This is a genomic window from Streptomyces hilarionis (assembly GCF_024539675.1).
GTDB lineage: Bacteria > Actinomycetota > Actinomycetes > Streptomycetales > Streptomycetaceae > Streptomyces > Streptomyces hilarionis.
The window spans coordinates 24885-37135 of record NZ_JAHHIT010000066.1 but is presented as its reverse complement, the minus strand read 5'-3'; the positions used below and the strand labels follow the sequence as shown (position 1 = coordinate 37135).

Sequence of the window (12251 nt, the reverse complement as noted above, 5' to 3'; positions counted from 1 at the left end):
GGCAATCATGAAACAGTGCACGCACGCCGACGCGCTGCCCCACCCCGAGCCCGTCCCGCTGGGCGAGACGTGTCCGGAGTGTCTGAGGGACGGCACCCACCCGGTGCAACTGCGACTGTGCCTGACGTGCGGCCACGTCGGCTGCTGCGATTCCTCGCCGAGCCGGCACGCCACCGCGCACCACAAGGAGACCGGGCATCCGGTGATGCGCACGTTCGAGCCCGGGGAGAACTGGCGGTGGTGCTTCGTCGACCACGTGCTCGTATGACGCGTCCCGGCACGTCCCGGGCCCGTCCGGCCCGGCGCCCCGGCCGATTCGCCCCGGCCGCCGCGGTCCGGCGTGAACCTCCGCGGCGGTGCGTGCGTCGAACTCGTGAGACGCCCCGGCCGTCCGGCGGGTACGGTTCGACCATCTGACGCCTGGGTACGTCAACCCGGCGCGCCCTCTTCCCATTTGGGTCCACAGACCTCTAGACACGGAGCGTGTTCACAGCTTTACTGTGAGTGACGCCAGGGGGTTGGGGTCCGGGGACAGGAAACGTGAGAGCGCGATAGCGTCACCGCTGCACCACACACGCGTTACCCGGGGGGCGACCCCCGGCCCCGAAAAGCTTGTACCACCTTGGAGGTGAGGGTGTCCCAGATCGCAGGCGAGCCCGCGACCCAGGACTTCGTGGAAGTCCGGCTGCCGGCTGCGGGTGCCTACCTGTCGGTGCTGCGGACGGCCACGGCCGGCCTCGCGGCCCGTTTGGACTTCACCCTGGACGAGATCGAGGACCTGCGCATCGCGGTGGACGAGGCCTGCGCGATCCTGCTCCAGCAGGCCGTGCCCGGCTCGGTACTCAGCTGCGTGTTCCGCCTCGTCGACGACTCGCTCGAAGTCACCGTCTCGGCTCCGACCACGGACGGTCACGCCCCCTCGCGTGACACCTTCGCCTGGACCGTCCTGTCCGCCCTCGCGGGCAAGGTGTCCTCCGCCGTCGACGAGGACAAGACCGTGTCGATCAGCCTCTACAAACAGCGCGGCGCGGGACCCGGGCCGGCGTGAGGAACGGGGACGGGCCGGTGCGGGACGAAGAGCGCGGCACACGGGAGCTGCCGGCCGGCGACGCCGGGACGCCACTCCCTCCGGACGGTTCCCGACGCATGGCCGACGGCATCGACGGCATTCCCGAGCAGGCCCGGCCGCATCCGGAGGACGACTCGGCCTCCGCGCAGACGGGGTCGCCGGACACAGCCGCGCAGGGCTCGCCCCGGGAGAGGCGGCCCGGGGGCGAGCCCCCGGGCCGAGCAGCGGCGAGGGCTCGACACAGGGCGACGGGCGGGACGATGAGCGAGCACGAGCGAGACGGCGAACACAGCGTGCCGGGCACGCAGCACGAACCAGCGGCGCCGCCGGTTCCGGTTCCGGGCGACCGCAGCGGGGCGCGGGCGATGTTCGTGGAGCTGCGCAAGTTGCAGGACGGCAGCCCCGAGTACGCGGAGATGCGCAACCAGCTGGTCCGCATGCACCTGCCGCTGGTCGAGCATCTCGCCCGCCGGTTCCGCAACCGCGGCGAGCCGCTGGACGACCTCACCCAGGTCGCCACGATCGGTCTCATCAAGTCCGTCGACCGTTTCGACCCGGAGCGCGGCGTGGAGTTCTCCACCTACGCGACCCCGACGGTCGTCGGCGAGATCAAGCGGCACTTCCGGGACAAGGGCTGGGCGGTGCGGGTGCCGCGCAGGCTCCAGGAGCTGCGGCTGGCGCTGACCACGGCGACGGCAGAGCTGTCGCAGCAGCACGGCCGCTCCCCCACGGTCCACGAGCTCGCCGAGAAGCTGGCGATCTCGGAGGAGGAGGTCCTGGAGGGCCTGGAGTCCGCCAACGCCTACTCCACGCTCTCCCTGGACGTCCCCGACACCGACGACGAGTCGCCGGCCGTCGCCGACACGCTCGGCGCGGAGGACGAGGCGCTGGAGGGCGTCGAGTACCGGGAGTCGCTCAAGCCGCTCCTGGAGGATCTCCCGCCGCGCGAGAAGCGGATCCTGCTGCTGAGATTCTTCGGCAACATGACCCAGTCGCAGATCGCGCAGGAGGTCGGCATCTCGCAGATGCACGTCTCCCGGCTGCTGGCGCGCACGCTGGCGCAGCTGCGGGAGAAGCTCCTCGTCGAGGAGTAGTCGCGCGGCGGGCGGCTACTTCGGTGTGCGGCCGGGCCCCCGGATCCCGAGGGCCCTGGTCGTCTCCCCGTTGACCAGCAGCACGAGAGCGGCGACGGCCGCGGCCATCAGGGCGATGCCCGCCGGGATGGCCATGCTGTCGGCCTGGAGCAGGTTGTAGGCCACCGGCACCGCCATGACCTGGGTGATGACGGCGGGCCCCCGGCTCCAGCCGCGCAGGGCCAGCAGCCCACGGGCGGCCAGCAGCGGCAGCAGCGCCAGCACGATCAGCGTCACCCCGCCGGTGACGGCCTGCCGGCGGTCGTCCGGGTCGCCGGTGAGGCCCAGCACGAGCATCCACGCTCCGCCGGCGACCAGCGCCAGCCCCTCCAGCGCGCAGAGGGCGGCGGCGTACGTCACCCGGCGCGGGCGGGACGCTGCGGTTTCGGGGGCGGCGGGGGTCTGCTCACTGCTCACCCCTGAAGGGTAGCCCGCACGCGAGCGCCGTCCCCGGAGCGCCCGTGGACCCGGGCGGCGCCCGTGTCGAGACTCACTGCGCGATCTCTTACCCGATCCCCACCTCGGCCTGTGCCCGGTACCACCCAGTAGGTACGCTGCAACTCATGCGTGCACTTCTCGTGGTCAACCCGGCGGCAACCACCACCAGTGCACGGACGCGCGATGTCCTCATCCACGCCCTCGCGAGCGAGATGAAGCTGGAGGCGGTCACCACCGAGTACCGCGGGCACGCACGCGATCTGGGCCGCCAGGCGGCGGAGAGCGGCAGCGTCGACCTGGTGGTGGCCCTCGGCGGCGACGGCACGGTGAACGAGGTCGTCAACGGTCTGCTGCACGCCGGCCCCGACCCGGCCCTGCCCGGTCTCGCGGTGGTCCCGGGCGGCTCCACCAACGTCTTCGCGCGCGCCCTGGATCTGCCCAACCATCCGGTGGAGGCCACCGGCGCCCTGCTGGACGCCCTGCGCGAGGGCCGCGAGCGCACCGTCGGCCTCGGTCTCGCCTCGGGCACGCCCGGCACGGAGGACGAGGCGGTGCCGTCGCGCTGGTTCACGTTCAACGCCGGCCTCGGTTTCGACGCCGGAGTGGTGGGGCGGGTGGAGCAGCAGCGCGAACGCGGCAGGAAATCCACGCACGCTCTCTACATTCGCCAGGCGGTGCGTCAGCTGTTGGGCGAATCACAGCGCCGGCACGGAACCATCACCCTGGAGCGGCCGGGCGCGGATCCGGTGACCGATTTGGTGCTGTCCATAGTCTGCAACACGGCTCCGTGGACCTATCTGGGCAATCGCCCGGTGTACGCGTCGCCTAAGGCCTCGTTCGATACCGGGCTCGACGTACTCGGTCTCAGCCGTCTGTCGACCGCCTCGGTTGCCCGATATGGCACCCAGTTGCTCACTTCGTCCCCCGAGCGGGGACCGCACGGCAAGCACGCCGTCTCGCTGCACGACCTGGACCGGTTCACCTTGCATTCGAAGGTCCCGCTACCCCTCCAGATGGACGGTGACCACCTGGGCCTGCGCACCAGCGTGACGTTCACAGGCGTACGCCATGCACTGCGTGTGATTGTGTGAGCAGAAAGGGCTGAAGTCCTTTCACTCGAACGTTTAGGCCAGGATCCACCCCATGGAAGTACGGCTGTGACCTAGTCGACACCGAGGAATCAAAAAAAACTTTCCGGAAGGGGTTGTATCCGCCGCTGAGGTTTGCGAGTCTCTACGTGGCGATCGGGACAGCCCGCAACACCGGCATCCACTGATCACCGGAACCCCTCAACACACTCCAGGTCCAGCCAGGGAAACCCGGCTGGTGGCCCTTCATCTGTTGAGGGATTCGTGAAAGCGTTCACATTCACAAGCAACGTGCATGTAATACCAAGGAGAGGTAGCAGCCATGGACTGGCGTCACAACGCCGTTTGCCGCGAGGAAGACCCCGAGCTCTTCTTCCCCATCGGCAACACCGGTCCTGCGCTGCTGCAGATCGAGGAAGCCAAGGCCGTCTGCCGTCGCTGCCCGGTTATGGAGCAGTGTCTGCAGTGGGCGCTCGAGTCCGGCCAGGACTCCGGCGTCTGGGGTGGCCTCAGCGAGGACGAGCGTCGCGCCATGAAGCGCCGCGCCGCCCGCAACCGGGCCCGTCAGGCCTCCGCCTGACGACACCCGCCCCGCAAGCCTGAGCTTGGCGGCGCGTACAACGCGTACGCTTCTCCCGCCCCCGAGCCGCAGCGCGCAGTACCCCCGATGCGCAGCACACGCTGGCAACGAGCATTCGAGCCCCGGACCCCTGAACGGTCCGGGGCTTCTTGCTGTGCGCCCTCCGGCGCCCGTCGGCGGGCTACTTCTGGGCGCGCACCGGGATGTCCAGGATCACCTGGGTCCCGCGCTCCGGAGCCGGGACCATGTCGAAGGTCCCGCTCAACTCGCCCTCCACCAGCGTCCGCACGATCTGGAGACCGAGGTTGCCGGAGGTGTGCGGGTCGAAGCCGGCGGGCAGACCGACCCCGTCGTCCTGGACGGTGACCAGCAGACGGGCCTCCTTGCTGGTGCCCCTGCGGACCGCCGAGACCTCGACCGTGCCGGTCTCGCCCTCGCCGAAGCCGTGCTCCAGAGCGTTCTGCAGGATCTCGGTGAGGACCATGGACAACGGGGTGGCGACCTCGGCGTCGAGGATGCCGAAGCGTCCGCTGCGCCGGCCGGCGACCTTGCCCGGCGAGATCTCGGCGACCATCGCCAGCACGCGGTCGGCGATCTCGTCGAACTCCACGCGCTCGTCCAGGTTCTGGGACAGCGTCTCGTGGACGATGGCGATCGAGCCTACCCGGCGGACGGCTTCTTCGAGGGCCTCGCGGCCGCGCTCGGACTCGATGCGCCGGGCCTGGAGCCGCAGCAGGGCCGCCACCGTCTGGAGGTTGTTCTTCACCCGGTGGTGGATCTCCCGGATGGTCGCGTCCTTGGTGATCAACTCGCGCTCTCGGCGACGCAGTTCGGTCACGTCGCGCAGCAGGACGAGCGCGCCGATGCGGACGCCCTTCGGCTTGAGCGGGATCGTGCGGAACTGGATGACCCCGTCGCGGGCCTCGATCTCGAACTCGCGCGGCGCCCAGCCGCTGGCCACCTTGGCGAGCGCCTCGTCCACCGGACCGCGGGTCGGGGCCAGTTCGGCGGTGGTCAGACCGAGGTGCTGGCCGACCAGGTCGGAGGCCAGGCCCATGCGGTGGAAGGCCGACAGCGCGTTCGGGGAGGCGTACTGGACGACCGCGTCGGCGTCGACGCGGATCAGACCGTCGCCCACGCGCGGGGCGGCGTCCATGTCCATCTGCTGGTTGGGGAACGGGAAGGAGCCGGCCGCGATCATCTGCGCGAGGTCGGACGCGCTCTGGAGGTAGGTGAGCTCGAGCCGGCTCGGGGTGCGCACCGTGAGCAGGTTGGTGTTGCGGGCGATGACGCCGAGGACCCGGCCGTCGCGCCGGACGGGGATGGACTCGACCCGGACCGGCACCTCCTCGCGCCACTCCGGGTCGCCCTCGCGCACGATCCGGCCCTCGTCCAGGGCGGCGTCCAGCAGGGGACGGCGGCCGCGGGGGACGAGGTGGCCGACCATGTCGTCCTGGTAGGAGGTGGGGCCGGTGTTGGGGCGCATCTGGGCCACGGAGACGTAGCGGGCGCCGTCGCGGGTGGGGACCCACAGGACCAGGTCGGCGAAGGAGAGGTCGGAGAGCAGCTGCCACTCCGAGACCAGCAGATGCAGCCACTCGAGGTCGGAGTCGTCGAGTGCGGTGTGCTGGCGTACGAGTTCGTTCATGGAGGGCACGTCTGCGAGCGTACCTGGGGGTATGCGCGGGGCGGGAAACACCCGCGGGCCGCGGCGCCTGGGAGGGACCCTCAACCCTCCCGGCACCGCAGCCCGGAGCAATATCGGCCGCGGGGTGTGCGGTCCCGTCGGCCGAAGGTGAGGAGCCGGGGCAGTCAGGGCAGAGAGCCCGGATCCTCGGTCCGCCTTCCTGTGCGGGGAAGACGGAGGCTCAGTGTGTCGCCGGCCGTGTCGCCGCCGGCTGTGTCGGTCGCCTCCCGCCATTGTGGACTAGACCACTGGGCGTGTCCATGCGAGAGAGCTTGTTGGTCGGTGTGGTATTCGGACGCCCTGCCGTCCACAACGCAGCCTAGCCTGTGCGGGTTCCCGCGCGGGGCCACATGGTGGGGGCAATTTGCGGCCGGGGCCGCCTCCGGAGCCGATCGGCGGCCTGCCGTACGGATTCCGGACGTCCGTCCGCCTGGGCCGCGACACCCGGTTCTGTTAGATTGGCCCCCATAGATTGGTCTAAACCACACACGGTATGAGAACGGCGGGCCAGCGTGGAAGTTGTCATCGTTCCGGACGCCCGGGCGGGCGGCGAACTGATCGCCGAGTCCATGGCGCAGCTGCTGCGGCGCAAGCCCGACGCCCTGCTCGGCGTGGCCACCGGCTCCACCCCGCTGCCCGTCTACGAGGCCCTGACGGCCAAGGTGCGCGCCGGCGCCGTCGACACCGGCCGGGCGCGCGTCGCCCAGCTCGACGAGTACGTGGGCCTGCCCGCCGACCACCCCGAGTCCTACCGCTCGGTGCTGCGGCGCGAGGTGCTGGAGCCGCTGGGCATCGCCATGGAGTCCTTCCTCGGTCCGGACGGCACGGCGCAGGACGTGCAGGCAGCCTGCGAGGCGTACGACCGCGCGCTCGCCGCGGCCGGCGGGGTGGACGTCCAGCTGCTCGGGATCGGCACCGACGGGCACATCGGGTTCAACGAGCCGTGCTCGTCCCTCGCCTCGCGCACCCGGATCAAGACGCTGACCGAGCAGACGCGGGTGGACAACGCGCGCTTCTTCGACGGCGACATCGCGCAGGTGCCGCACCACGTCATCACCCAGGGCATCGGGACGATCCTGGAGGCGCGGCACCTGGTGCTGCTGGCCACCGGGGAGGGCAAGGCGGACGCCGTCGCGGCCACCGTGGAGGGGCCGGTCGCCGCGGTGTGCCCGGCCTCCGCGCTGCAACTGCACCCGCACGCGACGGTCGTCGTCGACGAGGCGGCCGCGTCCAAGCTGAAGCTCGCGGACTACTTCCGGCACACGTTCGCCAACAAGCCGCAGTGGCAGGGCGTCTGAGGACGCCCGCCCCCCGCACGACGACGGCGCTCAGCCGTGCGGACCCGCCGCGACGACCTCCGCCGCGGCGCGGCCGCAGACCCTGGCCGCGCCGTGGGTGGCGATGTGCAGGGCCCCCCGCGGCGGTGCCTGGGGGACGCCCATCTCCACGACGACCGTGTCCGGGCGCGCCGCCAGCAGGACGTCGAGGGCCGCTCCCATCCAGGCGTGGCGGTGCTCGTCGCGGACCACGGCGACGATCCGCCGCTCCCCCGCGGCGGCCAGCGCCGCGTGCCCGGCGTCCGCGCCCGTGAAGCCCTCCGTCCGCGTCCCCGGCAGCAGCCGGACCAGTTCGGCGGCCACGCCCCACGGGGTCTCGTCGCCGACGGCGATGTTCGCGACCGGGGTGAGGGAGGCGACGAAGGGCGGATCGACGAGCGGTGTGAAGACCTCGTCGCCGGTGAGCCGCAGGGCCCGGCGGGCGGCGATCAGGCCGACGTCGGCGCGCACGCCGCCGCCGTCCGGGGACGGCGTGCGGGCGGCATGGTCCTCGGCCGCGGGCCCGGGCGCGGGACGTCCTTCGCCGGTCGCCGTCCAGCGCGCCAGGGCCCGCACCCGTCGCGCCGCGTCCGCGAGCCGTTCCTCGGGCAGTTCGCCCGAGCGGACGGCGGTGACCAGGGCGTCGCGCAGCCGGCGCACGGTGTCGTCGTCCGCGAGGCCGCCCCCCACGCAGATGGCGTCCGCGCCCGCGGCGATCGCGAGGACGCTGCCGCGCTCGATGCCGTAGGTCGCGGCGACCGCCTGCATTTCCATGCCGTCCGTGACGATCAGGCCGTCGTAGCCCAGCTCGTCGCGCAGGAGCGCGGTGAGGATGCGGGGCGACAGCGTCGCGGGGCGGGCCGGGTCCAGGGCCGGCACCAGGATGTGCGCGCTCATCACGGCGCGGGTGCCGGCGGCGATGGCCGCGCGGAACGGGGTCAGCTCCCGCTCGGTCAGGACCGCCGCGGCGGCGTCGATGCGCGGCAGCGCGTGGTGGGAGTCGACGGCCGTGTCGCCGTGGCCCGGGAAGTGCTTGGTGCAGGCCGCCACGCCCGCCGACTGGAGGCCGGTGACGTAGGCGGCGGTGTGCCGGGCGACCAGCGCGGGGTCGGCGCCGAAGGAGCGGACCCCGATGACCGGGTTGGCGGGGTTGGAGTTGACGTCGGCGGAGGGCGCCCAGTTGAGGTTGACGCCGCACGCGGCGAGGCGGCGGCCCAGCTCGGCGGCGACCTCCAGGGTGAGCGAGACGTCGTCCACCGCGCCCAGCGCGTGGTTGCCGGGGAAGCTGGAGCCGGTGCGCACCTCCAGGCGCGTGACGTCTCCGCCCTCCTCGTCGATCGCGACGAGGACGTCGTCACGTTCGGTGCGCAACTGGGCGGTGAGTGCGGCGAGTTGCTCGGGCGAGGCGATGTTCCTGCCGAACAGGCCCACCGACGCCAGGCCCTCGCCGAGCCGGCGCAGCAGCCAGTCGGGGGCGGTGGTGCCGGGGAATCCGGGTTGCAGGACCGTCAGGGCGTCACGGGTGAGCGTGTCGGTGCCGCTGGCGATTGTCGTCATCGGGGGCGTCATCCCTTCACGGCGCCCGCGGTCAGCCCCGCGGCCATCTTGCGCTGGACGAGGAGGAAGAGGGCGACGATCGGCACGGCCATCATCGTGGCGCCGGCCATCATCGGCGCGTACTCGGTGCCGTGCTTGGTGGAGAAGTTGCTGAGCCAGACCGTCGCCGTCTGGTTCTTCTGGCTGAGCAGCATCAGGGCGTACAGGTACTCGTTCCAGGCCTGGATGAAGCCGTAGACCGAGGTGGCGACCATGCCGGGGGCCAGCAGCGGGAAGACGACGCGGACGAAGGCGCCGGTGCGGCTGCACCCGTCGACCATCGCGGCCTCCTCCAGCTCCCTGGGGATGTTGACGATGAAGCCGCGCAGCGTCCACACCGTGAAGGGGAGGATGAAGGTCAGGTACGTGATGATCAGGCCGGAGAGCTTGTCGTACTGGTCCAGGTCGTTCAGGAGCAGGAAGACCGGGATGATCATGGCGACCAGGGGGACCATCTGGACGGCCAGGATGCCGACGATCACGATCTTGCGGCCGCGGAAGGCGAACCGGGAGATGGCGAGGGCGGCGAGCAGGCCGACCACCACGCCGATCGCGACGACCGCCAGGGAGACGATCAGGCTGCGGCCCACCGGTCCCCAGAAGTCGGCGATGTCGAGGGCCCGCCGGAAGTTGTCGAGGGTCAGGGCGGTCGGCAGCAGGCTCGGGTCGGGGTCGATGGCGTCCTTGGCCGGTTTGAACGCCGTGTTCAGCATCCAGTAGACGGGGAAGCCGGCGACGGCGAAGACGAGCAGGCCGAGCAGGTTCCAGCCGGCCTTCGGCCTGCGGCGTCCCGACCGGCTCGACACCGGGCCCGCCTTGGAGGCGATGGCGCTCATTCGACCTCTCCGATCTTCAGCATCTGGCGCATGTACACGGCGACCACCCCGAGCAGCAGCACGACGGTGATCAGGGCGATCGCCGAGCCCTGGCCGTAGTCGTTGACGACGAAGGCGCGGTCGTAGGAGTACGTGGTCAGGATCTGGAACTCGGCCTCGGGATGGCCGTTGCGCATCACGAAGACCTGGGGGAAGACGCCCATGTCCCAGATGACCGACAGGGTCGTGAGCATCACGACGACCGGCTTGAGGATGGGCAGCGTGACGAAGCGGAAGACGCCCCACGCGCCCGCGCCGTCCAGGCGGGCCGCCTCCTCCAGTTCGGCGGGGACCTGGGTGAGGCCCGCGCTGAGGGTGATGACCACGAAGGGGACCGCGCCCCAGACGACGAGGAGCATGATGACCGCCAGCCCCTGCGGTCCGCTGGCGAACCAGTTGTGGCCGATCAGCTCGACGCCCGGCAGTCTGCTCAGGACCGCGTTGAGGATGCCGTAGTCGGCGTCGAACAGCCACTTGAAGACGGTGGTGGCGACGATGACGGGCATGCCCCAGCTGGCCACGAGCGCGATGTTGACGAGGGTCTTCACCCAGCCGGAGACCCGCTGGAGGAGCAGCGCGATCAGCATGCCGACGACCATCGTGAAGATCACGCAGCCGGCCGCGAAGACGATCGTGCGGACGACGACCTGCCAGAACTCGCCGTCGCCGAGCACGCCGGTGAAGTTGTCCAGCCCGACGGACTCGGCGGGCTGGAACCCCCACAGCTGGGACTGGCCGAACTTCTGGAAGGACAGGGTGACCAGCCGGACCAGCGGATAGCCCATCACCAGGAGGAGGACCAGCAGGCAGGGGGCCAGGAGCAGCCAGGGGGTGGCGTTCGCGCCCCTGCCGCGGCCGGGGCGCGGTCTTGTGGCGTCCGGCTCGCCGGCCGGCGGCGGCGGTGGCGACTGCCGCGTCGGCGGCACTTCGGCAGTGGTCGTGTCTGCGGCACTCATCCGCGCGCTCCTCAGCGGTCCCTCGGGTCGTACGGGGAGCAGGGCCCTGCTCGGTGCAGGGCCCTGCCCTCAGGTCACTTGGTGTTGATGACCTTGTCGATCGCGGCGTCCGCGTCCTTGGCGGCGGCCTCGACCGACTTCTTGCCGGTGCCGATGCTCTGCAGCATGGTCTGAAGGACCTGGGCCTTCTCGACCTGGCCCCAGCCGGGAGCCATGGGGACGAACCAGTTGGACTCGGCCGCGGTGGCCGGGACGGCCGTCTTGGGGGCGTTCTTCAGGCTCGCGAGGTCGGTCTTGTTGTTGGGCAGGTTGCCCTTGGCCATCAGGCCCTTCTGGCCGGCGGGGCCGGTGAACGCGTTGATCCACTCGGCGGCGAGGGCCTGGGCGTGGGACTTGACCGGGACGGCGAGGTCGGAACCGCCCAGGAAGACGGGGAGGTTCTTGCCGGACGGGCCGGGCATCACGAAGTTCTCGAGGTTGTCCTTGAGCTTGCCGGTCTTGTCGTTCTTCGGGTCGGCGGAGGTCGCGCCCTCCCAGGCCGCGCCGAAGATCATGCCGGACTTGCCCTGGCCGTAGACGATGTAGCGGTCGGACTCGTCCTTGGTCTTGTCGCCGTGCATGTACGTGTCGACGACCGTCTTGAACTCGCCCAGGCCCTTGAGCGACTCGGGCGAGGAGAGGTTGGCCTTCCACTGGCCGCCCTCCTCCTTGGCGATGGAGCCGCCCGCGTCGTAGACGAAGGACATGGCCGCGTACCAGTCACGGGTGGGCTGGTACCAGGCGGAGAACTTGCCGCCCTGCTTCTGCTGGACCTTGTCCAGGGCGGCGGTCAGCTCCGCGTACGTCTTGGGCGTGGACTTCACGCCCGCCGCGGCGAAGACGTCCTTGCGCCAGTTGCCGACGCGGCCGCCGGCGTAGTACGGCACGCCGTAGGTCTTGCCGTCGTAGGTCACCGAGGCCTTGAGGCCGTCGAGCCAGGCGGAGGAGTTGTCGAACTTGGCGGCGTCCAGGGGGGCGAACGCGCCCTTGACCATGTAACCGAGCATCTCGGTGTTGCCCATCTCGACGACGTCGGGGGCCTTGTCGGTGGCGAGGACCGCGTCGAGCTTGGCGTTCTTGTCCGGCCAGCCGTAGTACTCGTGGTTGATCTTGACGCCGGGGTGCTTCTTCTGCACGGCGGCGTCGGCGGCCTTGACCAGCTCGGGCCAGTTGTTCTGCGCGTCGACGGTGAGCCAGACGGTCAGCTCCTTGGCGTCCGTGCCCTTCGAGTCCCCGCTGCCACTGTCGTCCCCACACGCCGCGACGGAGACCATGATGCCCGCGATACCGATCGCGGCTATCAGCTTGCGCTTCACGCCATCCTCCTCAGGGATGCCACACCCCCCGCCCACGGGCCGGGACCTCGATCTGGACCAATGGTGTAGACCAGTGCGCAGAGCTTGGCTCAGGCCAATAAGCCTGTCAAGGGTGGCCGAACCCCCTCCGACCAGCCGTTATGGGACCTACATATGCA

General features: G+C 70.8%; 12 protein-coding genes. 6 read left to right on the top strand and 6 right to left on the bottom strand.

What is annotated here, in order from left to right; genetic code table 11:
* Nucleotides 1–7 precede the first annotated feature (7 nt).
* From KMS84_RS17440 to KMS84_RS17430, 3 genes are all read left to right on the top strand, one after another.
* On the top strand, nucleotides 8–268 hold the full coding sequence (locus KMS84_RS17440) for a UBP-type zinc finger domain-containing protein (protein ID WP_190151029.1): 261 nt from the start codon (nucleotides 8–10) through the stop codon (nucleotides 266–268).
* A 366-nt stretch (nucleotides 269–634) separates the two neighbouring features.
* Entirely contained in the window at nucleotides 635–1048 is a 414-nt protein-coding gene (locus KMS84_RS17435; RefSeq protein WP_004925829.1) for an ATP-binding protein, read from the top strand.
* 17 nt (nucleotides 1049–1065) lie between these two features.
* Nucleotides 1066–2163, top strand: a complete 1098-nt coding sequence (locus tag KMS84_RS17430; RefSeq protein ID WP_438818945.1) for an RNA polymerase sigma factor SigF — start codon at nucleotides 1066–1068, stop codon at nucleotides 2161–2163.
* Between the two features lie 15 nt (nucleotides 2164–2178).
* On the opposite strand, the gene KMS84_RS17425 is transcribed toward KMS84_RS17430, so the two are convergent.
* Nucleotides 2179–2619 carry a hypothetical protein gene (locus KMS84_RS17425; RefSeq protein WP_256917155.1) on the bottom strand — a complete coding sequence of 147 codons (441 nt, stop codon included), beginning with the start codon at nucleotides 2617–2619 and terminating at the stop codon, nucleotides 2179–2181.
* A 146-nt stretch (nucleotides 2620–2765) separates the two neighbouring features.
* Here KMS84_RS17425 and KMS84_RS17420 point away from each other — a divergent pair, with 146 nt between their 5' ends.
* On the top strand, nucleotides 2766–3731 hold the full coding sequence (locus tag KMS84_RS17420; RefSeq protein WP_256917154.1) for a diacylglycerol/lipid kinase family protein: 966 nt from the start codon (nucleotides 2766–2768) through the stop codon (nucleotides 3729–3731).
* 319 nt (nucleotides 3732–4050) lie between these two features.
* A complete protein-coding gene (locus tag KMS84_RS17415; RefSeq protein ID WP_016639615.1) occupies nucleotides 4051–4308 on the top strand; it encodes a WhiB family transcriptional regulator in 258 nt (85 codons plus the stop codon).
* 181 nt (nucleotides 4309–4489) lie between these two features.
* Here the strand turns inward: KMS84_RS17415 and KMS84_RS17410 are convergent, their stop codons facing one another.
* Entirely contained in the window at nucleotides 4490–5965 is a 1476-nt protein-coding gene (locus KMS84_RS17410) for a histidine kinase N-terminal domain-containing protein (RefSeq protein ID WP_256917153.1), read from the bottom strand.
* 542 nt (nucleotides 5966–6507) lie between these two features.
* Here KMS84_RS17410 and nagB point away from each other — a divergent pair.
* Complete coding sequence (nagB, locus tag KMS84_RS17405; RefSeq protein ID WP_256917152.1) at nucleotides 6508–7293, top strand: glucosamine-6-phosphate deaminase; 786 nt, start codon at nucleotides 6508–6510, stop codon at nucleotides 7291–7293.
* A gap of 30 nt (nucleotides 7294–7323) precedes the next feature.
* Here nagB and KMS84_RS17400 read toward each other — a convergent pair whose 3' ends face one another.
* From KMS84_RS17400 to KMS84_RS17385, 4 genes are all read right to left on the bottom strand, one after another.
* Complete coding sequence (locus KMS84_RS17400) at nucleotides 7324–8868, bottom strand: glycoside hydrolase family 3 protein (protein WP_256917151.1); 1545 nt, start codon at nucleotides 8866–8868, stop codon at nucleotides 7324–7326.
* Between the two features lie 8 nt (nucleotides 8869–8876).
* Entirely contained in the window at nucleotides 8877–9743 is an 867-nt protein-coding gene (locus tag KMS84_RS17395) for a carbohydrate ABC transporter permease (RefSeq protein WP_256917150.1), read from the bottom strand.
* Nucleotides 9740–10738, bottom strand: coding sequence for a carbohydrate ABC transporter permease (locus KMS84_RS17390; RefSeq protein ID WP_256917149.1), 999 nt, complete (start codon nucleotides 10736–10738; stop codon nucleotides 9740–9742). Before KMS84_RS17390 ends, KMS84_RS17395 begins: the two co-directional genes overlap by 4 nt.
* A 74-nt stretch (nucleotides 10739–10812) precedes the next feature.
* Nucleotides 10813–12093, bottom strand: coding sequence for an extracellular solute-binding protein (locus KMS84_RS17385; protein ID WP_256917148.1), 1281 nt, complete (start codon nucleotides 12091–12093; stop codon nucleotides 10813–10815).
* Nucleotides 12094–12251 lie beyond the last annotated feature (158 nt).

What these genes read in the sequence shown, in the direction of transcription:
- KMS84_RS17420 (WP_256917154.1), top strand. Translation starts at nt 2,766, where the DNA reads ATGCGTGCACTTCTCGTGGTCAACCCGGCGGCAACCACCACCAGTGCA.
- KMS84_RS17400 (WP_256917151.1), bottom strand. Translation starts at nt 8,868, where the DNA reads ATGACGACAATCGCCAGCGGCACCGACACGCTCACCCGTGACGCCCTG.
- KMS84_RS17415 (WP_016639615.1), top strand. Translation starts at nt 4,051, where the DNA reads ATGGACTGGCGTCACAACGCCGTTTGCCGCGAGGAAGACCCCGAGCTC.
- KMS84_RS17390 (WP_256917149.1), bottom strand. Translation starts at nt 10,738, where the DNA reads ATGAGTGCCGCAGACACGACCACTGCCGAAGTGCCGCCGACGCGGCAG.
- KMS84_RS17440 (WP_190151029.1), top strand. Translation starts at nt 8, where the DNA reads ATGAAACAGTGCACGCACGCCGACGCGCTGCCCCACCCCGAGCCCGTC.
- KMS84_RS17395 (WP_256917150.1), bottom strand. Translation starts at nt 9,743, where the DNA reads ATGAGCGCCATCGCCTCCAAGGCGGGCCCGGTGTCGAGCCGGTCGGGA.